The sequence below is a fragment of the Microbacterium sp. ARD32 genome (genome assembly GCF_031844385.1).
GTDB lineage: Bacteria > Actinomycetota > Actinomycetes > Actinomycetales > Microbacteriaceae > Microbacterium.
In genome coordinates, this window is the sequence record NZ_JAUZVD010000001.1 from 1,293,291 (window position 1) to 1,313,537 (window position 20,247).

The following is a 20,247-nucleotide window of genomic DNA, read 5'->3' on the forward strand; positions in this document are numbered from 1 at the left end:
CCCGCGTCGCGCAGACCCGAGTCCGCGACCTCGATCAGCACGTCCTCCTGACCCGCGGCACCGACCGCCGCATCTCGTACTCGGCGCCGAAGCCCTCGGTGGTCAGCTCACCGCACTTCTCGAATCCGTTCCGGCGGTAGGCGGCCTGTGCGCGCTGGTTGTCGACATGCACCTCGAGATACAGCTCGCGCAGGTCGCGTGAGGCCGCCCAGTCGGATGCCTCGTCGAGCATCGCCTCGAACACGCCCTGCCCGCGCTGCTCGGGAGCGAGGTACACGCCGACGATCAGCCCCGCGTCCGCGTGCGCCCGATGCGGAATCACCGTGACCGAGCCGATCCAGTCGGCGTCTTCCGAGATCGCAACGATCTGCGCCGCGGCCGAGTCGCCCGCCGCGTTCCTCGCCCGTTCCTGCCAGTAGCCGTCGGGCTGCGCAGCTGCGTTCTCGACGGTGTCGAGGAACGCGATGGGAGCGGAATCGTCGGCCAGCGCCCGAAGACGCAGCGTCTTCACCTCACGCCACTCCGATGCCTCGACGCGACGCACGCTGATGGTCACGCGGCGATCTCCTGATATGCGGCGAACATCAGCGACTCGTCAGGAGCCTGCAGCACGGTGGGCTTGGCGATGTCATCAAGGAGGATGAACCGCAGCATCCCGCCGCGCGCCTTCTTGTCGCGCTGCATCGTGGCCAGCAGCGTGTTCCACGCGCCGGCACGGTAGGTGGTGGGCAGTCCCAGCGACTCCAGCACGCTGCGGTGCCTGTCGACCGCGGCATCCGAGAGCCGACCCGCCAGCCGGGACAGCTCGGCGGCGTACATCATCCCGATCGAGACGGCGGCGCCGTGCCGCCACTGGTAGCGCTCGGTGTGCTCGATGGCGTGACCGAGCGTGTGCCCGTAGTTGAGGACCTCGCGCAGCCCCGCCTCCCGGAAGTCATCCGAGACGACTCGCGCCTTCATCTCGATCGCGAGCTCGATCGTGCGACGGAACTCGTCGGTCGCGGTGTCGACGGTTCGTGCCGGATCGGCTTCGATGATGTCGAGGATCTCGGGAGCCCAGATGAAGCCGGCCTTGACGACCTCGGCGTATCCGGCCGTCGCCTCGTTCGCGCTCAGGCTGCTCAGCTCCTCGAGATCGCCGATCACCGCGCGCGGTGCCCAGAACGCGCCGACCAGGTTCTTGCCCTCGTTCGTGTTGACACCCGTCTTGCCACCCACGGCCGCGTCCACGAGCCCGAGCACCGTGGTCGGCACCTGAACCACCTGCACTCCGCGCAGCCAGGTCGCCGCCACGAAGCCCGCGAGGTCTGTCACCGCGCCGCCGCCGTAGCCGATCACGGCATCCGTGCGGGTGAAGTCGGCCTGCCCCATCACCTGCCAGCAGAAGGCGGCCACCTCGATCCGCTTGCCGGACTCGGCATCCGGGATCTCGGCGAGCAGCACCTGCAGCGAGCCGTCCGCCAGCAGCCGGTCGCGCAGCTCGGCCGCGCGGCTCGCCAGCGTGGGCGGGTGCACGACGAGCACCTTGCGCACCGCCGGGTCCAGCGCCGTCCGCACCCGGTCGAGGATGCCGCGGCCGACGGTGATGTCGTACTCCGCCTGCCCGGTCACGCTGATGGTCTTCACGCTCATGGCTGTTCCTTCCTCCAGGCGGCGATGCTCTCCGCCAGCATCCGCATCGGCCTGCGCGAGGTGTCGACGGTGAGATCCGCGACCTCCTCGTACCAGGCGCGACGCTCATCGAATATCGTCCGCCAGCGCTCCACCGGGTCGTCCTCGCCGGCCAGCAGCGGGCGCGTGCTGCCGCCGATCCGCCGTCGCACCGCATCCGCGGACACGGTCAGGAAGACCACCGGATGCTGCGCGAGCAGCGCCCGCGTGGCGGCATCCGCCACCGCTCCCCCGCCCAGTGAGACGACGCCGCCCTCGGTGATCGCCACGGCGACGGCTTCGCGCTCCAGTCTGCGGAAGTGCCGCTCGCCGTGCGCGTCGAAGATCTGCGGGATCGGCCCGTGCTCCGCGGCGATCCGCTTGTCGGTGTCGGTGAACGGCACCTCCAGCATGCGGGCGACCTTGCGGCCCAGGCTCGTCTTGCCCGCGGCCATCGGCCCGACGAGGACGGTCGTCAGCGGGCGCTCCGAGGGCTCAGGAGAGCTCATCATGAGCGAGCAGCGCCGCCTCCGACGCGGGAGCCGTCCGCAGCGCGTCGGGAATGCCGGCGAGGTACGCATCGAGGTTGCGCCGGGTCTCGCGGATGCTGTCGCCGCCGAACTTCTCCAGCACGGAGTTCGCCAGCTCGATCGCCACCATCGCCTCGGCGACGACGCCCGCCGCGGGCACGGCGCACACGTCGGACCGCTGGTGGTGGGCGGTGGCCTGCTCGCCCGTCGCGACGTCGATGGTGCGCAGCGCGTGCGGCACGGTGGCGATCGGCTTCATGCCGGCACGGACTCGCAGTACCGTGCCCGTCGTCATGCCGCCCTCGGTGCCGCCGGCGCGGTCGGAGCCGCGGGCGATGCCTTCCGCGGTCTCGAAGAGCTCGTCATGCGCGGCCGAACCGCGGCGGCGGGCGGTCTCGAAGCCGTCCCCGACCTCCACGCCCTTGATGGCCTGGATGCTCATCAGTGCCTGCGCGAGGCGCCCGTCCAGCCGGCGGTCCCAGTGCACGTGCGAGCCGACACCCGGCGGAAGTCCGTACGCGAGCACCTCGACGATCCCGCCGAGCGTGTCGCCGTCCTTGCGTGCCGCGTCGACCTCTGCGACCATGCGCTGCGAGGTCTCGGCGTGGAAGCAGCGCAGCGGATCGGCATCCAGCCTCTCCACGTCGTCGGGCGAGGGCAGGGGCGTGCCGTCCGGCACCTGGACCGGGCCGATGGACAAGGTGTGGCTGACCAGCCGGATGCCGAGCTCCGACAGGAAGGCGCGGGCGATCGCCCCCAGGGCGACGCGAGCTGCGGTCTCGCGGGCGCTGGCCCGCTCCAGGATCGGACGGGCCTCGTCGAAGTCGTACTTCTGCATGCCGACCAGATCGGCATGCCCGGGACGAGGGCGCGTCAGCGCGGCACCTCGGCCACGGGACTTCTCGGTCAGCTCGGTGGGTGCGGGGTTCATCACCTCGGTCCACTTCGGCCACTCGGTGTTGCCGATGCGCAGGGCGATCGGGCTTCCCAGTGACAGGCCGTGGCGAACGCCGCCGGAGATCGTGAGCTCGTCCTGCTCGAACTTCATCCGGGAACCGCGCCCGTAGCCGAGCTTGCGGCGCTGCAGATCGGCCTGGACGGCCTCCGCCAGCACCGGGACACCCGAAGGCAGTCCCTCCATGACGGCGATGAGTTCGGGGCCGTGCGATTCGCCGGCCGTGAGCACGCGGAGCATGGCTCTAGTCTTCCATGGCCGCGCGGCGCATGACGGCCACGATGACGTCCTCGTCCGGCAGCGGCACGTCCTGCTCGCCGTTCAGGAAGATGCGGATCTGCCGCACCGCCTGGTGCAGCAGCATCTCGAAGCCGGAGATCACCGGCGTCGTCGTCCAGCCAGCAGCGAGGGCCGAGGGCCAGGGCGCGTAGGCGGCCTCGAACAGCACCCCGCCCGCCGCGGTCAGGGCTTCCGCGACAGCGGCATCCAGCGCCGTGCCGCTGGGCAGGGTCGCGATCGTGGCGTCGACATCGCCGGCGGAGGCGTCGAAGGGCACCACGGAGACGTGGGCCGCCAGCGCAGCGCCGATGCGCTGCAGCCGCTGCGCGGCCTCGGGGCGACGTGCGCGCACCTCCACGCGGTCGGCGCCGAGTTCGCGAGCCGCCACCAGCGCCGAGGCCGCCGTCGCCCCGGCCCCGAGGATGCGCACCCTGTCCAGGGCGTGCACGCCCGCGCCGCGGAAGGCGTCGACGATGCCGCCGACGTCGGTGTTGAAGCCGCGCAGGCGCGCGCCGAGCAGCAGCGTGTTGACCGCACCCGTCAGCCGTGCGTGCGCGTCGAGGTCACCCGCCGCGTCGTGCGCGCGCTCCTTGAGCGGCATCGTCAGTGACAGCCCTCGCCAGGTGCGGTCGAGTCCGCTCAGTGCGGTCGCGAAGCCGGCGGCATCCACCCGCCGCCGCTCGTACTCCCAGCCCAGCCCCAGCCGCGCGTAGGCGGCGCGATGCAGCGCGGGCGAGCGGCTGTGCCCGATCGGGTCGCCCCACACGGCCAGGCGCGAGCGCTCGCCCACCTCAGCAGCCCGTATCGGGGTTGGCCCGGCACCAGCTGCGCATCTGCTTGATCGCCTGCTGATGCTCGGCGTAGGTGTCCGAGAACACCGTCTGCCCCGTGCTCATGTTCACTGTGACGAAGTACAGCCACGTTCCGTCGGCGGGGTGCATGGCCGCATCTATCGCCGCGTCGCCGGGGTTGGAGATCGGCGTCGCGGGCAGCCCCGTGATGGCGTACGTGTTCCAGTCGTTCTCGGCGTGCTGTGCCTCCTTCGAGGTGCTCGCCTTGCCCGCGTGCAGCTCGCCGTAGCCGTACTGCGCAGTGGAGTCCATCTGCAGCTTCATGCCGTCGTCGAGGCGGTTCTGGATCACCCGCGACACCTTCGTGAAGTCGGGTGTGCGCGCCTCGCGCTCGATGATGGAGGCGATCGTGAGCACCCGCTGGGCGTCGGCGTCGGGCACGCCCGCCTTGGACAGCGACTCGCGGGTGCGGTCCACCATGCGCTGGATGACATCCGTCGCGGTGGCACCGGGGTCGAACGTGTAGGTCGCGGGGAACAGCCAGCCCTCGAGCGATGCCGCCTGCACGCCGTAGGCGGCGGGGTCCTTCACGGCGGCCTGCAGATCCTCGAGAGCCAGGCCAACGCCGTCGACGATGCGCGGCAGCGACGACTCGATCGTGCCGCCCTCCGCGATGCGCACGGTGTTGGCCATGCGGTTCTCCGGGTCCTCCAGCGCCTTGAGCGCGGCCTCCGCCGTCATCCGCTTCTGCAACTTGTACACGCCCGGGTAGAACGTGGCGGTCGGCTTCTCCTTGATCAGGTAGTCGTAGAAGACGCGATCTGTCTTCGTCACGCCCGCCTTGAACAGCGCCGTGGAGACCGGCGAGCCGGTGTCGCCCTTCATGATGGTGACCTGCACCTCGCCGGTGGCCTCGCCGCTGGCGTAGTCCTTGGGCTCGCCCCAGCCCATCATCTCGTTGATCTTGTCCTGATACGTGTTGTAGACCCATGCGCCGCCGGCGGCGATGCCACCGAGCACGACCAGCACGATGATCAGACCGATCAGGCGTCCACGACCGCGCTTGCGCGGCACCTCGCGGTGCTGCTCGGGGGCGAACAGGTCCTCCATCGAGGACGATTCCTGCGCCGCCTCGCTCGGAGAAGGAGCCGTCGGCTCCGGAGCCTCGGCGGGCTGCGGCGGCACGACCTCGTCGGCGCTCCGGTCCGCGGCGGCGCGTGCCTCGCGCATCGCGCGGCGCGACCCCGGCGGCGGGGCGTCGCGCTGCGCGCGCTCGGGCAGTCCGGATGCCGCGGTGGGGAGGTTCTCGAACAGGTCTCCCAGGCCCGAGGATGCGTCGGGATCAGGCATCGTGCGTGGGCTCCTCGTCGAGGTCTATCACAGCGCCGGCGGGGTTCCCGGTGCTCTTCTCCAAGTCGACCGCGTGCTGCAGGAGCACGACCGCGGCCACCTGATCCACAATGCTACGAGAGTTCTTCTGAGTTCTGCCCGAGGATCGCAGTGCGGCGTGAGCGGTCACCGTGCTGAGGCGCTCGTCGACCAGCCGCACGGCCATCCCCGTGCGACGTGCCAGCTGCGCCGCGAACTCACGCGCATCCACGGTCGAGGCGGTCTCCTCGCCGCGCAGGTTGACGGGAAGGCCGACCACCAGCTCCAGCGGCTCCCACTCGCGCGCCAGCTCGGCGATCCGGTCGATCGAGGTCTCCGATCGGGCGACCGTCTCCACCGGGACGGCGAGCATCCCGTCGGGGTCGCAGCGGGCGACGCCGACGCGCGCCTTCCCGACGTCGATGCCGAGCCGGATGCCCCGACGGAAGCCGGTCACGCTGCGGAGAGCTCCGCGACGACCGCCGTGAGCGCGGCATCCAGAGCGGAGGCGTCCGTTCCGCCGCCCTGGGCGACATCGTCCTTGCCGCCACCGCCGCCGCCGAGCACGCCGGCCGCGACGCGCACGAGCGCGCCGGCCTTGGCGCCTTCGGCACGCGCCGCGTCGTTCGTGGCGACGACGACGATCGGCCGACCGCCCGCCACGCCTCCGAGCGCGACGACCGCGGCATCCGCTCCGAGCCGTTCGCGCACGCTCAGCGCGAGGGTGCGGACGTCGTCCGCCGAGCCGATCTCGCCGAGCGAGGTGGCCACGACACGGTACGAGCCGGCGTGCCGCGCCGCCTCGGCCAGCGCGGGCACGCGTCCCTCGCGCTCCTTGGCCTCGAACTGCGCGATGCGCTTCTCTGCGGACTTCAGGTTCGCCTGCAGCTCCTCGATGCGGGACGAGAGCTGATCGCGGGGTGCCTTCAGCGCGGCCGACAGCTGCGAGACCACAGTGCGCTCGGCCGCCAGCTCGCGGAACGCGTCCTGCCCGACGAGAGCCTCGATGCGGCGGTTGGACGCGCCGACCGACGACTCGCCCACCACGCTGACCAGCCCGATCTCCGAACTCGACGACACATGCGTGCCCGCGCACAGCTCGCGCGACCACGGGCCGCCGATGTCGACCATGCGCACCACGTCGCCGTACTTCTCGCCGAACAGCGCCATGGCGCCGGCCTCCTTGGCCTCGTCCAGGGAGACGACGCGGGTCGTCACCTCGAGCGCGTCGTTGACGGCGCGGTTGGTGATGTCCTCGATCTCGGAGCGGGTCTGCGCCGACAGCGGCTGGGACCAGGCGAAGTCGAAGCGCATGTAGCCGGCTCGGTTCAGCGAGCCGGACTGCGTGGCGGTCTTGCCGAGCGTGTCGCGCAGTGCCGCGTGCACGAGGTGCGTGGCGGAGTGCGCCTGGCGTGCGGCGCGGCGGTTGGCCGCGTCGACGACGGTGGTCGCGCGATCGTCGACGGCGACGCTGCCCGAGGCGACGTGCACCGTGTGGCTGATCAGCCCGGGGACCGGCTTCTGCACGTCGAGGACGTCGAGCTCGAACCCGGCGCCGACGATCGTGCCCTTGTCGGCGACCTGACCGCCGGACTCGGCGTACAGCGTCGTCTCGGCCAGGATCACCTCGGCGACCTGGCCCTCGGATGCCGACTGCGCGGGTGCGCCGTCGACGATGATGCCCAGGATGCGGGAATCGGTCTGCAGGTCGGTGTACCCGGCGAAGGTCGTCTCGCCCTGAGCCCGCAGGTCGCGGTAGACCGAGACGTCGGCCAGCTGACGCTTGCGGTTGCGGGCATCCGCCTTCGCGCGCTCGCGCTGCTCCTTCATGAGCGTGTCGAAGGCGGAGCGGTCCACGTCGAGTCCGGCCTCCTCGGCGACCTCCAGCGTGAGATCGATCGGGAAGCCGTAGGTGTCGTGCAGCAGGAACGCCTCGGATCCGCTGAGCATCGAACCGCCCGACCGCCTGGTCTCATCCAGCGCCAGATCCAGGATCGTGGAGCCCTGCGCGAGCGTGCGGCGGAACGTCTCCTCCTCGGCGAAGGCGGCGGACGACAGCGTCTGCCAGTCCTGCTCGAGCACCGGATAGGCGCTCTTCATCGCGTCCTTCGACACCTCGAACAGCTCGGGGAACGACGGCGCGTCCACGCCCAGCAGCCGCATCGCGCGGACCGTGCGCCGCATCAGGCGGCGCAGGATGTAGCCGCGCCCCTCGTTGGAGGGACGCACGCCGTCGGAGAGCAGCATCAGCGCGGAGCGCACGTGATCGGCGATCACCCGCAGGCGCACGTCATCCTCGTGCGCGGCGCCGTAGGTGCGGCCCGAGAGCTCGACCGCGCGATCGAGCACCGGTCGCACCTGGTCGATCTCGTACATGTTCTCGACGCCCTGCTTGAGGAACGCGACCCGCTCCAGGCCCATGCCGGTGTCGATGTTCTTCTGCGGCAGGTCTCCGACGATGTCGAACTCGGTCTTGCCGCGGATGTTGTCGATGAAGTCCTGCATGAACACGAGGTTCCAGATCTCCATGAAGCGCGTGTCGTCCACCGCCGGGCCGCCGTCCCGACCGTATTCCGGGCCGCGGTCGAAGAAGATCTCCGAGTCCGGCCCGCCGGGCCCCGGCTGGCCGGTGTTCCAGTAGTTGTCCGCGCGGCCCAGGCGCTGGATGCGCTCGGGCTTCAGGCCGATGACGTCGCGCCAGATCGACTCGGCCTCATCGTCGGTCTCGTACACCGTGACCCACAGGTTCTTCTCGTCGAACCCGAGCCCGCCGTCCGACTCGGAGGAGGTCAGCAGCTCCCAGGCGTAGCGGATCGCGCCTTCCTTGAAGTAGTCGCCGAACGACCAGTTGCCCAGCATCTGGAAGAAGGTGCCGTGGCGGGCGGTGCGTCCCACCTCTTCGATGTCGTTCGTGCGGATGCACTTCTGCACATCGGCGATGCGGGGGTGCGGCGCGGGAACGACGCCCGTGAGGTACGGGATCATCGGCACCATGCCGGCCACCGTGAACAGCAGTGACGGATCATCGCTGACCAGCGACGCCGAGGGGACGATCAGGTGGTCGTTCTTCTCGAAGTAGGCGAGGTAGCGCTGCGCGATCTCCGCGGTTCTCATAGTGCTCGTGGGTTTCCTTGCGTGGCGGAGCCGCGCCCGAAGACGCGACGGGGTGTGGGAAGTGCGGGTCAGTCGTCTGCGGAGTCGGCGAGACGCGCCTCCTGCTGACGGTAGGCCTCACCGAGGATGCCGGTGAACTCGGAGATGCGCGCGTCGATGTCGGCGAAGATCTCCTGACCGCGGGGGTCCTTGTTCATGAAGTGCGCGGCGACGAAACCGCCGATCACACCGATCAGGAACCAGAGCAGATTCTTCATTCCGCCATCCTACGACGAGAGGCGCCGGGGAATCCCCCGACGCCTCTCTGATGGATGCTGTATCAGCGAGCCGCGTAGTACTCGACGACCAGCTGCACCTCACAGGTCACGGGGACCTCGGCGCGCTTCGGACGACGCACCAGGCGGGCCTGCAGCTTGTCGAGCTCGACCTCGAGGTAGCCCGGAACCGGGGGCAGCACCTCGGCGTGACCGCCGGCGGCTGCCACCTGGAAGGGCTCGAGCGCCTCGGACTTCGCCTTGACGTGGATGAGCTGACCCGGCTTCACGCGGAAGGACGGGCGGTCGACGAGCTGACCGTCGACGAGGATGTGGCGGTGCACCACCAGCTGGCGGGCCTGTGCGGTGGTGCGGGCGAAACCGGCGCGCAGCACGAGGGCGTCCAGGCGCATCTCGAGCAGCTCGACCAGGTTCTCACCGGTCAGGCCGTCCTTGCGGCGGGCCTCGTTGAACGCGATGCGCAGCTGCTTCTCGCGGATGCCGTACTGCTCGCGCAGACGCTGCTTCTCACGCAGGCGGACGGCGTAGTCGCTGTCGGCCTTGCGCTTGGTGCGGCCGTGCTCGCCGGGAGCGTAGGGACGCTTCTCCAGGTAGCGAGCGGCCTTCGGGGTGAGCGGGATGCCCAGCGCGCGGCTGAGACGGACCTTGCGGCGGTCCTGGGACTTCGTGACCACGAAGTGTTCCTTCCATGACGCGGTCGTGTCTCTCACGACTCGCGGACGTATCGCCTCGGTTCCCTCTTCCCGTCGTGCACGCCGGGGCACGTCGAGAAGCTGTTCAGGAGTGGAGGGATGCCCGAAAACTCCGGTTTCGAGCCGCTCCATCCTAACAGATCGACTCTGCGGTCTCAGCGGTCGCCGAGGATCCTGCGGATCCGCTCCAGCCGCGCGGACACGTCGCGTTCGGCGCCCAGGTTCTTGGGCTCGTAGTACCGGCGGCCGACCAGCTCATCGGGCAGGTACTGCTGCGGCAGGATGCCCGCGTCGCTGTCGTGCGGGTAGCGGTATCCCTTGCCGTGCCCGAGTCGCTTGGCACCCGCGTAGTGCGCGTCGCGCAGGTGGACCGGCACGCGCCCGAAGCCGCCGCCGCGCACATCGGCGATCGCGGCGTCGATCGCCAGGTATGCGGCGTTCGACTTGGCCGTCGTGGCGAGATAGATGGTCGCCTCGGCGAGCGGGATGCGGCCCTCCGGCATGCCGATGAACGCCACGGCATCCGCCGCGGCGGTGGCGATCGACAGCGCCTGCGGATCCGCCAGACCGATGTCCTCCGCGGCGGAGATGACGAGTCGTCGCGCGATGAAGCGCGGGTCCTCCCCCGCCTCGATCATGCGGGCCAGGTAGTGCACCGCGGCATCCGGATCGGAACCGCGAATCGACTTGATGAACGCGCTGATCACGTCGTAGTGCTCGTCGCCCTGACGGTCGTAGCGCAGCAGCGCGCGGTCCACCGCCTGGGCGACGTCGTCGGCCGTGATCTCCGCCTCGCCTCCGCGCGACAGCGCGACGGCGGCGGCCGCCTCGAGCCCGGTCAGCGCCCGGCGGGCATCGCCGGAGGCCAGCCTGATCAGCGCGGCGCGCGCATCGTCGGCCACCGTGACCGCGCCGGACAGACCGCGCGCATCCGTGATGGCGCGATCGATCAGAACGCCGATGTCGTCGTCGGTCAGCGGCTGGAGCGTGAGCAGCAGGGAACGCGACAGCAGCGGTGAGATGACCGAGAACGAGGGGTTCTCGGTGGTCGCGGCGATGAGGATCACCCAGCCGTTCTCGACACCCGGGAGCAGGGCGTCCTGCTGCGCCTTCGTGAAGCGGTGGATCTCATCCAGGAACAGGATCGTGGTCTGGCCGTAGAGGTCCCGCTGTGTGATGGCCTCCTGCATCACCTCGCGTACGTCCTTGACGCCCGCGGTGATCGCGGACAGCTCGACGAACCGTCGACCGGACGACCGCGCGATCGCCTGCGCGAGCGTCGTCTTGCCGGTGCCGGGTGGGCCCCACAGGATGATCGACACCGCGCCGGGTGCCTTGGCGTCAGGATCGGCGAGGGCCACGATGGGAGACCCCGAGCGCAGCAGGTGCGCCTGCCCCGCCACCTCGTCGAGCGAGACCGGCCGCATGCGCACGGCGAGCGGCGTCTGACCCGAGAGGAGAGGAGCGGAGGTCATGACTCCAGGCTACTGGGCGGCACCGACAGCGGAGGCGCGCGACTTCACAGCGCGCATGGCGGGAGGTGAGCTCTTCGTTCCACTGCCGTAACCCCATCCGCCATCCCCTGAAACGCGACCCGGCGACGCTGGACCCGAGCGAGCCCGTCGGGCTCCTGTCACTGGAGGTCCTCATGTCCTATGTCAAGCCCGCCGAGCTCGTCGAGCGCATGCTCGACGCCGGCGCCAGCAAGATGCAGCTCTCCGCGCGCGACACCGTCGTGCGCGCCTTCATGGGCGCGGCCCTGCTCACGATGGGAGCGGCCTTCGCCGTGACCGTGTCGACGCAGACCGGCCAGCCCCTGCTGGGCGCCCTGCTCTTCCCCGTCGGCTTCGCCATCCTCTATCTGTTCGGATACGACCTGCTCACCGGGGTGTTCACCCTCGGCCCGTTGGCGGTGATCGCCCGAAGGCCGCGACCGTACCCGCCATGCTCCGGAACTGGGGCCTGGTGCTCCTCGGCAACGCGGGCGGCGCAGTCCTCGTCGCGGTGCTCATGGCGCTGTACTTCACGTACTCGTTCTCCTCCGAGCCCAGCGCCGTCGGGCAGGCGATCAGCGAGATCGGTCACGGCCGCACCGTGGGCTACGCCGAGCACGGCGCGGCCGGCATGCTGACGCTGTTCGTCCGCGGTGTGCTGTGCAACTGGCTGGTGTCCACCGGCGTCGTACTGGCGATGGCCTCTGACAGCATCACGGGGAAGGTCCTGGGCATGTGGCTGCCCATCATGCTCTTCTTCTACATGGGCTTCGAGCACTCCGTGGTCAACATGTTCCTGTTCCCCTCCGGCCTGCTGCTCGGGGCGGACTTCACGCTGTGGGACTACCTCATCTGGAACGAGTTCCCCACCCTGCTGGGCAACCTCGTGGGCGGTCTGCTGTTCGTCGGACTCCCGCTCTACCTGAGCCACGGCCGCACCCGCCCGCGCACGGCGGGCACGTCGGCGCCGCGCACCGTCGCCGCGGTCGAGGTCCCGGCCTCGTCATCCGTCTCCCCCGCCCCGGCGGAGCTCGAATCCGACGCCGGCGCCGACTCGGTTCTCGCCGATGTCGAGCGCGAGCGGCAGCCCACGGCGGTCTGATGACCTGGCGGCGGAGGGGCGTGGCGCGGTCGGGAACGACCGCGCCACGCCCTGCGTGGTCAGGCTGTTCGGAAGCGCTCGACGATGACCTGGGCGATACGCGGATCCGCACCGAGTGGCGCGGAGACCACATCGGCACCGGCTTCGTGGACGAGGCCGGCGAAGAAGCCGGGCGCGAGCAGGTGGCTGGCCGCGATCACGCGCCCCGCTCCCTCCAGTCGCGCACCGGCGACGGCATCCGCGATCCGCGGCCGCATCGTCGAGACATAGCCGACCGACACCGGGGCGGGGATCAGAGCACGCAGGTGCTCGGCCGCCGTGTCCACATCGACCGCTGCGACGGGATCGCTCGACCCCGCCGCAGCAAGCACCACCCGATCGCCGGCGCGCCAGGAACCGCTCACAGCGGCGCGCAGGCGCGTGGCGAGCACGTGCGCGACGAGCGGATGCGAACCCAACGGCTCGGTCCGGCGAGCACCGGGATGCCCTGCGATCGCCTCGGCGATGTCGACGGCGGTGTGGTGGCCCGCAGACAGCAGCAGGGGCACCACTACCACGTCGTCCTCCGTGCTCTCTTCGACGACGACGTCGCGGATCGCGGGGGTCTGGACGTCGACGAAGGCCTGCACCACCCGCACGCCGGGCAGCAGCTCGCGTACCATCTCCACCAGCCGGACGATCGTCGCGCGCCCTGCGCCGGAGTCCGTGCCGTGCGAGCAGGCGATCAGAGTAGTCACGCCGTCTCCGGCACGGTCAGGCGGTATCCGCGCTTGACCACCGTCCTCACGGCATCCGCGCCACCGAGACCGTCGCGCAGGCGCGCGATCGCCATCTCCACGGCGTGGGCGCTCTCGCCCCCGCGCGGAAGCGTTCGCCCCAGCTCCTCGCGTGAGAGCACCCGCCCGCGGGCATCGAACAGTGCCCCGAGGATGCTCGCCGACGATGGGGAGAGCGGGGCGAAACGACCGTCCAGCAGTGCCCCGCCGCTACGCACCTCGAGTTCCCCCGCCGCGGTGGTGGCGAACGGCGTGCCGCCCGCGGCGAAGTGATCGACGACGCAGCGCACCAGCGATCCGAGCCTTCCCCGCACGGCCGTCTTCACGTTCAGAGCCGCCTCTGCGAAGGGAGCCGCGGTGATCGGGCCGACGGCCGCCAGCAGCAGCCGGCCGTTCGCCGCGCGCTCCCGGATGGCGCGGATCGCTCCCGCGTCCTCCGCCACGCGGATCCAGGCTGCCGCACCCGGCGCCGAGGTGAACAGGACAGCGTCGACGGCTCCCGATGCGGCCTGCTGCGCGGAGCGCCGCACCACTTCCGGGTCCGGCGGAGGCCCCCAGCGGTACACGGTGAGCGGCACGACGTCGGCGCCGTGCTCGATCAGCAGGGAGTCGAGCCCATCGGCCCCGGCGCCGTGGTGCTGGACGGCGATGCGAAGCCCCTCGACACCGCCCGCGATCAGGTGCTCTGCGACCTCGGCGGACGTCTCGGATGCGGCGACCCACCGCGCCGCGAAGCCGGCCTGCTGGACGGCGCCGTGCGCTTTGGGCCCACGGGCGATGAAGCGGGCGTCCTGCAGGGCGGTTGATAGGGGCTCGTGCAGACCGCGCTCGTGCGCCGCGTCCATCCACCCCCGCAGGCCGATGCCGGTGGTGACCACGACCACGTCCGGCGGTTCCGCGATGAGCGCGCGCGACCGCTCGATGAGCTGCTCGTCATCGGCGGCATGAAGGATGCTCAGTGCCGGAGCCCGGTACACCGCGGCTCCGCGGCGCTCGAGCGCCTTGGCCAGGTCGCCCGCGCGCCGGTCGGCGGCGATGACGATCGTGCATCCGGTCAGGGCCTCGTCGGGCAGGGAGGCGGCCGTCATGCGAGTGCCACCCGCTGCGACGCGGGGGCGGGCAGAAGCAGATCTGCGCGTGCGACCTCGCCGATCACGATCACCGCGGGGTTGCTGAGGCCGATCTCCGCGGCGGCGGTCAGCGCGTGCGCCAGCGTGGTGCGGGTGGTGCGCTGCACTGCGCTGTGCCCGTTCTCGACGAACGCCATCGGACGCTCCCCCGGGATGCCGCTGCGCACCGCGGCCGAAACGAGCTGCGGGAGCGCGGCGACGCCCATGAGCACGATCGTCGTCACCGCGGGATCGCCCATCGCGGCCAGCGTCGAAGGCTCGAGTCCGCCCTGGCCGTTGACGACGTGGAAGGCGGCTGCGGTGCCAAGGTGGGTGACCGGGATGCCCGCCGCCTGAGGCACAGCGATCGCGCTGGACACCCCTGGCGTGACCTCGACGGCGACACCGGCGGCGAGGCAGGCCCGCACCTCCTCACCACCGCGGCCGAACACGAACGGATCGCCGCCCTTGAGGCGGACCACACGATGCCCCGCGAGCGCATGCTCGACGAGGATGCTGTTGATCTCCTCCTGTGGCACGGGATGGGCCCCAGGGCGCTTTCCGACGTCGATCACCTGCACACCGGGGTCGAGTTCACGGACGACCTCCTGCGCGGGCCCGAGACGGTCGGTGACGATCACGTCCGCCTCGGCGATGAGGCGCCGGGCACGCACCGTCATCAGATCGGCGGGCCCTGGCCCTCCGCCGACGAGATCCACGCGGCCTGCCCCGCCTCGCCGGTTGCGGCGCAGCGGGAGGCGTCCGTTGGCCACGAGGTCTCCGATCGCATCCCGGATCGCCATCGTGCGCCTCGGGTCGGCGCCGTGGGTGCTGACGACGCCGAGTGTGACGTCACCCGCCTCCGTCTGAGCAGTCATCCGCGCTGAGCCGTGCGATCCGTCACCGGCCGCGACGCACAGGATCCGGCGTCGTTCGCAGAGTGCCACGACGCGGCGATCGACGTGCGCATCGCCGGTCGCGACGTGCACCATCCACACCCCTGCGAGGTCCGCGGCGCGGAACCGTCGCGCCCGCCAGTCCAGCGCATGCGTCCGGACGAGCCGAGCGGTGTCGGAATCCAGCTCCGGCGCGACGACCCGCACGATGGCGCCCTCATCGACGAACCGACGCAGCCGGCGCGCCGACACGGCGCCTCCCCCGACCAGCAGAACGTCGCGCCCGGCAAGTGAGACCCCCAGCATCAGCGTCATCCCTGCTCCTCGAAGTCGAGGTAGACGTCATCATCGCGGACGACGACCAGCCAGACCCGCAAGGACGCCGCAGGCCTGCCCTGCGTCGCCACGCACAGGCCGGTGCGCAGATCGAAGACCTGCTTGTGCATCGGAGAGGCGACCGTGGGCGACTGATCCCTGGTGCCGACGATGCCGCGGGACATCACGTGCGCTCCGCTGTACGGGTCGAGGTTCGACACGGCGTGCACCGTGCCGTCCGCGAGGAGGAACAGCGCGATCTGCGTGCTGCCGAGCAGCGCGGCGCGACCGCGTTCCACTTCCAGGTCCCGTATTGAGCACACGCGCACGAGCGTGTCGACGGCTGCTGCGATGGTCATCTGCGCACCTCCAAGGTGGTTCCGGCGATGAGGATGCTCTCGGCCGACCGCTCGTCCGCGGTCGCCGGCCGCACCTGTCCGCGGACGGGCACGTACGCGAGCGAGGGATCGGGGGTGTCTGCGGCGTTCACGAAGGAGCCGAAGCGCCGCAGCTTCTCCGGGTCGCGGAGCGTCGCCGCCCACTCGTCCTCGTAGCGGTCGACGTGGCGCGCCATCGCGGCGTCGAGATCAGCGCAGATGCCGAGACTGTCATCGAAGATGACCTCGCGCAGGCCGTCCAGACCGCCCTCGAGTTCCTCACACCAGGGTGCCGTCCGCTGCAGCCGGTCGGCCGTGCGGATGTAGTACATGAAGAAGCGATCGATCGCGCGGATCAGCCCCTCGTCGTCGAGCTCCGAGGCCAGCAGCTCGGCATGCCTCGGTGAGAATCCGCCGTTCCCGCCCACATACATGTTCCAGCCGGTCTCGGTGGCGATCACTCCGACGTCCTTGCTGCGGGCCTCCGCGCATTCGCGAGCGCATCCCGAGACGCCCACCTTGAGCTTGTGGGGCGCACGCAGCCCGCGGTAGCGCAGTTCGAGGCGCACCGCCATGCCCACCGAGTCGAGGACGCCGTATCGGCACCACGTGGAGCCCACGCACGACTTCACCGTGCGCAACGCCTTGCCGTACGCCTGCCCAGACTCGAATCCCGCCTCGACGAGGCGCCCCCAGATCGCGGGAAGCTGCTCGAGCCGGGCGCCGAACATGTCGATCCGCTGACCCCCGGTGATCTTCGTGTAGAGCCCGTAGTCGTCGGCGATCCGGCCGATCGCGATCAATCCGGCAGGTGTGACCTCGCCGCCGGGCATGCGCGGCACGACCGAATAGGTGCCGTCCTTCTGCATGTTCGCCATCACATGGTCGTTGGTGTCCTGCAGCGCGGCGTTCTCGCCGTCGAGCACGTGCTCCCCGACCAGCACGGAGAGAATGCTGGCCAGGGCGGGCTTGCAGATGTCGCAGCCCCGCCCACGGCCGAAGCGCGCGATGATCGCGCTGAAGGTCGTGAGCTCCGACACGCGCACGGCGTCGAACAGCTGGCGTCGTGACATGTCGAAGTGCTCGCACAGAGCCGTGGAAGCCGTGCGACCGGACTTCGCGAGTTCCTTGGCGACGATCTTCGACACCATGAAGACGCAGGAACCGCAGGTGGCGCCCGCTCGTGTGCAGCTCTTCACGCCCGCCGCGTCCGCGCATCCCTCCTCGTGCACGGCGGTGCGGATGCGTCCCGCGGTGACGTTCGAGCACGAGCAGACGACAGCGTCGTCGGGCAGTTCGCGGGAGGGCGCCTCTACGCGGTCCTCCGGCAGCAGGTACGCCGCCGGGTCACCGCCCAGTGGGCCCCCGACGAGCGGCCGCAGTGCGCCGTACGCCGACGCGTCGCCAATCAGGATGCCGCCGAGGAGCGTCTTCGCATCGTCCGAGAGGACGAGTTTCTTGTAGACGCCCGCCACCGGGTCGGTGTAGACCACGTCGAGCGCGCCGGGAATCGTCGCCATCGCGTCCCCGAAGCTCGCCACGTCCACGCCGGACAGCTTCAGCTTCGTCGAGTCGTCGTAGCCGGGGAAGGACGCGTCCGCGCCGTTCAGCCGCGCCGCCGCCACTTCCGCCATCGCGTATCCCGGCGCGACCAGACCCACCGCGCGCCCCTCGAAGCTCGCGACCTCACCGACGGCGAGGATCCGAGGATCGTCCGTGCGGCATCCCTCGTCGATGATCACGCCTCCGTGCGGGTGGACCGCGAGTCCCGCCGCGCGGGCGAGCTCGTCGCGCGGGCGGACGCCGACGGTGAACACGACGACGTCGGCGGGCAGGCGGCCTCCGTCCTGGAACTCGACCGCGGCGACCGCGCCGGACTCGTCGGCCGCGAGCCGGCTGGTGCGGCTTCCGGTGCGCACCGAGATGCCTCGAGCCTCGATGAGACGCCGCAGCACGATCCCGCCCGCCGCGTCGAGCTGGGCGGACATGAGCCGATCCGAGGACTGCACCACCGTGCAGTCGACATCCATCCCCTGCAGCGCCCCGGCGGCCTCGAGCCCGAGCAGGCCACCGCCGATCACAGCGCCGCGTAGCGTCCGTCCCAGTCGCGCGCTCCGCTCCGCGACGTGCTCACGCAGCCGCGCCACGTCGTCGAGGGTGCGATAGACGAAGCATCCGTCGAGGTCGCGGCCCTCGACCGGAAGCCGCGGAGCATACGACCCGGTGGCCAGAACCAGCGTCTGGTAGGCGAGCACCGCGCCGGACAGCGTCTGCACCGTCTGCGCGGCACGGTCGACGTGCGTCACGGGATCGCCGCTCAGATGGGTCACCCGTGGATCGGCGAGCACCCTGCGGTCCAGCGCGAGCTCGTCGGCGGTCGCGCCGGAGAAGAAGGACGTCAGGCCCACGCGGTCGTAGGGATCCCTCGCCTCCTCGCCGATCACGGTGACGGAGTGGCGGTCCTGACCGCCGCTGAGAAGACTGTCGACGAAGCGGTGCGCGACCATCCCCGCACCCACCACGAGCACATCCGCGGCGGCTCTGAGCTTTTCGGTCATCGCACCCTGTTCCATGCATCGAAGCTATGGAGCCCGTGTTTCGCGAACCGGCCGATCCACGTTACGCGCGTCGAACAGTTCGCTCACAAACGGGTAACGATGGTGTGAGCAGACCAGGCGATAGGGTTGCGGTGGCGGGCCCACCGGTCCGGACGGAGGGAGAGGAACGCGATGGCGACACGCGGTTCCCGTGGCGCGCAGCAGCGCGCCCGCAAGGATGCAGAACGTGCGCGCCTGTACGCGGCGCGAACCGGTTGGAACGATCGGATGCTGGCGCGCCGTCGGCGAGACACCGTGATCGCTTCGATCGCCTGTGGGCTGATCGTGATCGGCGCGGTCGTCAGCCAGACCGTCCACGCCCAGGTCACAGCCCCCGCGCCCACCCCGTCCGCGCCCTCCGACGCGCCGTCGGCGCCCGCACCGACTCCCCTGTTCACGCCCGATGCGACGCCGTCACCGCAGCCCACACAGACGTCGGGTGAGTGAACTAGGCTGAGCGGAGTCCTTTCCCCACTCCCGCGGGCTGACCGCGCAAGGAGCACACCGTGTCTGACGACAACGCCCCCAAGCCCACCCCTCCCATGCCCGCGCCGCCGCGCAAGCCGCTGACCCCGATCGTCGCGGCCGCCGCCGCAGCTCCGGCCGCCCCCGCACCCGTGGCGTCGGATGCCGCCCAGTGGGGACGCGTGACCGAGGACGGCACCGTCGAGGTGCGCGAGGGCGAGAACTGGCGCCCCGTGGGCCAGTACCCCGACGGCACGCCCGAGGAGGCGCTGGCGTACTACGCGCGCAAATTCGACGACTTCGCGGTGAAGCTCGGGACGCTCGAGACCCGCGCTCAGGCCGGCGGCAGCTCTGCATCCGACCTGACCAAGCAGGCGAAGCACCTGCTCACCGAGGTCACCGACGCTGCCGCGGTCGGCGATCTCGCAGGCCTTCGTGCACGGATCGAGATGCTGATCTCCTCGCTGTCGGAGGCGACCGAGAAGGAGGCCGAGGCGGCCAAGGAGGCGCTGGAGGCCGCCATCACGGAGCGCGCCGCGATCGTGGAGAAGGCTGAGGCAGTCGCTGCCCGCGACCTCACGAAGGTGCAGTGGAAGCAGGTCACCGTCGAGATGACCGAGCTGTTCGACGCCTGGCAGGCGCACCAGCAGAACGGACCGCGTCTGCCCAAGGGCACCGCGCAGCAGCTCTGGAAGCGATTCCGCGATGCGCGCTCGAGCGTCGACAAGGCCCGCCGCGCGTTCTTCTCCGAGCTCGACGACGTGCACCGCGCTGCGCGCGACGCGAAGTCGCGCCTGGTCGAGCGCGCCGAGGCCCTCGCACCACGTGGGGTCGACGGCATCCCCGCCTACCGCGGTCTGCTCGACGAGTGGAAGGCGGCCGGCCGTGCCGGACGCAAGGCCGACGACGCCCTGTGGGCGAAGTTCAAGGCCGCCGGCGACGCGCTGTACGCGGCCCGCGCCGAGCAGGCTGCGGCCGAAGAAGCCGACTCCGCGCCCCGGATCGAAGCTCGTGAGGCGCTGCTCGAAGAGGCCAAGGCAGTCGCCGACGAGCCCAACCTGAAGCGGGCACGTGCGCTGCTGACCCGCATCCAGCGCCAGTGGGACGAAGTCGGACGCATCTTCCCGCGCGAGCGGGAGCGCGCACTCGATGACCGGATGCGCTCGATCGAGCAGGCGCTGAAGTCTCGCGAGGACGTCGACTGGAAGAAGAACAACCCCGAGACGAAGGCGCGCGCGAACGACATGAGCTCGCAGCTGGTCGAGTCCATCGAGAAGCTCGAGGCCGAGCTTGCCGCCGCGGAGAAGTCCGGCGACAAGAGGGCCGTCAAGGAGGCGACCGAGGCGCTGACCGCGCGTCGTGCGTGGCTGAACGCGCTGGGCGGCTGAACGGCCCCGATCGCGTTATCCACAGGTATGAGCCGTGCTCGCCCGTCGCCCGGGCGCACGGCTCATACTCTTTGT

General features: G+C 70.7%; 18 protein-coding genes and 1 pseudogene. 3 read left to right on the forward strand and 16 right to left on the reverse strand.

The window, feature by feature from the left end:
* Positions 1 to 34 precede the first annotated feature (34 nt).
* From Q9R19_RS06120 to Q9R19_RS06170, 11 genes are all read right to left on the reverse strand, one after another.
* Positions 35 to 556, reverse strand: a complete 522-nt coding sequence (locus Q9R19_RS06120; RefSeq protein ID WP_311255437.1) for a GNAT family N-acetyltransferase — start codon at positions 554 to 556, stop codon at positions 35 to 37.
* Complete coding sequence (aroB, locus tag Q9R19_RS06125; RefSeq protein WP_311255438.1) at positions 553 to 1,632, reverse strand: 3-dehydroquinate synthase; 1,080 nt, start codon at positions 1,630 to 1,632, stop codon at positions 553 to 555. The genes Q9R19_RS06120 and aroB overlap by 4 nt, the downstream gene beginning before the upstream one ends.
* The gene (locus Q9R19_RS06130) at positions 1,629 to 2,159 is read right to left on the reverse strand and encodes a shikimate kinase (RefSeq protein WP_396653466.1); all 531 of its coding nucleotides are present in this window, start codon (positions 2,157 to 2,159) and stop codon (positions 1,629 to 1,631) included. Before Q9R19_RS06130 ends, aroB begins: the two co-directional genes overlap by 4 nt.
* Positions 2,146 to 3,375 (reverse strand): chorismate synthase, encoded by a 1,230-nt coding sequence (gene aroC / locus Q9R19_RS06135; RefSeq protein WP_311255440.1) that lies wholly within the window; start codon positions 3,373 to 3,375, stop codon positions 2,146 to 2,148. Before aroC ends, Q9R19_RS06130 begins: the two co-directional genes overlap by 14 nt.
* A gap of 4 nt (positions 3,376 to 3,379) precedes the next feature.
* On the reverse strand, positions 3,380 to 4,204 hold the full coding sequence (locus tag Q9R19_RS06140) for a shikimate dehydrogenase (protein ID WP_311255441.1): 825 nt from the start codon (positions 4,202 to 4,204) through the stop codon (positions 3,380 to 3,382).
* 1 nt (position 4,205) lies between these two features.
* A complete protein-coding gene (gene mltG, locus Q9R19_RS06145) occupies positions 4,206 to 5,555 on the reverse strand; it encodes an endolytic transglycosylase MltG (protein ID WP_311255442.1) in 1,350 nt (449 codons plus the stop codon).
* Positions 5,548 to 6,030 (reverse strand): Holliday junction resolvase RuvX, encoded by a 483-nt coding sequence (gene ruvX / locus Q9R19_RS06150; RefSeq protein WP_311255443.1) that lies wholly within the window; start codon positions 6,028 to 6,030, stop codon positions 5,548 to 5,550. Before ruvX ends, mltG begins: the two co-directional genes overlap by 8 nt.
* Positions 6,027 to 8,687 carry an alanine--tRNA ligase gene (gene alaS, locus Q9R19_RS06155; RefSeq protein ID WP_311255444.1) on the reverse strand — a complete coding sequence of 887 codons (2,661 nt, stop codon included), beginning with the start codon at positions 8,685 to 8,687 and terminating at the stop codon, positions 6,027 to 6,029. Before alaS ends, ruvX begins: the two co-directional genes overlap by 4 nt.
* A gap of 68 nt (positions 8,688 to 8,755) precedes the next feature.
* Positions 8,756 to 8,944 (reverse strand): hypothetical protein, encoded by a 189-nt coding sequence (locus Q9R19_RS06160; RefSeq protein WP_311255445.1) that lies wholly within the window; start codon positions 8,942 to 8,944, stop codon positions 8,756 to 8,758.
* Between the two features lie 62 nt (positions 8,945 to 9,006).
* On the reverse strand, positions 9,007 to 9,636 hold the full coding sequence (rpsD, locus tag Q9R19_RS06165) for a 30S ribosomal protein S4 (RefSeq protein ID WP_099196950.1): 630 nt from the start codon (positions 9,634 to 9,636) through the stop codon (positions 9,007 to 9,009).
* A gap of 173 nt (positions 9,637 to 9,809) precedes the next feature.
* Positions 9,810 to 11,129, reverse strand: a complete 1,320-nt coding sequence (locus Q9R19_RS06170; RefSeq protein WP_311255446.1) for a replication-associated recombination protein A — start codon at positions 11,127 to 11,129, stop codon at positions 9,810 to 9,812.
* Between the two features lie 173 nt (positions 11,130 to 11,302).
* Here Q9R19_RS06170 and Q9R19_RS06175 point away from each other — a divergent pair.
* A pseudogene (locus tag Q9R19_RS06175) lies at positions 11,303 to 12,249 on the forward strand (formate/nitrite transporter family protein).
* A 59-nt stretch (positions 12,250 to 12,308) separates the two neighbouring features.
* Here Q9R19_RS06175 and Q9R19_RS06180 read toward each other — a convergent pair.
* Genes Q9R19_RS06180 through nirB form a run of 5 tightly spaced genes read right to left on the reverse strand, consistent with a single transcriptional unit; the run spans position 12,309 to position 18,280 of the window.
* Positions 12,309 to 12,986 carry a CbiX/SirB N-terminal domain-containing protein gene (locus tag Q9R19_RS06180; protein WP_311255447.1) on the reverse strand — a complete coding sequence of 226 codons (678 nt, stop codon included), beginning with the start codon at positions 12,984 to 12,986 and terminating at the stop codon, positions 12,309 to 12,311.
* Positions 12,983 to 14,113 carry a uroporphyrinogen-III synthase gene (locus tag Q9R19_RS06185; RefSeq protein WP_311255448.1) on the reverse strand — a complete coding sequence of 377 codons (1,131 nt, stop codon included), beginning with the start codon at positions 14,111 to 14,113 and terminating at the stop codon, positions 12,983 to 12,985. The genes Q9R19_RS06180 and Q9R19_RS06185 overlap by 4 nt, the downstream gene beginning before the upstream one ends.
* Positions 14,110 to 15,345, reverse strand: coding sequence for a uroporphyrinogen-III C-methyltransferase (gene cobA, locus Q9R19_RS06190; RefSeq protein WP_311255449.1), 1,236 nt, complete (start codon positions 15,343 to 15,345; stop codon positions 14,110 to 14,112). The genes Q9R19_RS06185 and cobA overlap by 4 nt, the downstream gene beginning before the upstream one ends.
* Positions 15,342 to 15,704: a nitrite reductase small subunit NirD gene (nirD, locus tag Q9R19_RS06195; RefSeq protein WP_311255450.1), complete on the reverse strand. Its 363-nt coding sequence runs from the start codon at positions 15,702 to 15,704 to the stop codon at positions 15,342 to 15,344. Before nirD ends, cobA begins: the two co-directional genes overlap by 4 nt.
* Entirely contained in the window at positions 15,701 to 18,280 is a 2,580-nt protein-coding gene (nirB, locus tag Q9R19_RS06200; RefSeq protein ID WP_311255451.1) for a nitrite reductase large subunit NirB, read from the reverse strand. The genes nirD and nirB overlap by 4 nt, the downstream gene beginning before the upstream one ends.
* Before the next feature lie 171 nt (positions 18,281 to 18,451).
* Here nirB and Q9R19_RS06205 point away from each other — a divergent pair, with 171 nt between their 5' ends.
* A complete protein-coding gene (locus Q9R19_RS06205) occupies positions 18,452 to 18,766 on the forward strand; it encodes a hypothetical protein (RefSeq protein ID WP_311255452.1) in 315 nt (104 codons plus the stop codon).
* A 95-nt stretch (positions 18,767 to 18,861) separates the two neighbouring features.
* Positions 18,862 to 20,172, forward strand: coding sequence for a DUF349 domain-containing protein (locus Q9R19_RS06210; RefSeq protein ID WP_311255885.1), 1,311 nt, complete (start codon positions 18,862 to 18,864; stop codon positions 20,170 to 20,172).
* Positions 20,173 to 20,247 lie beyond the last annotated feature (75 nt).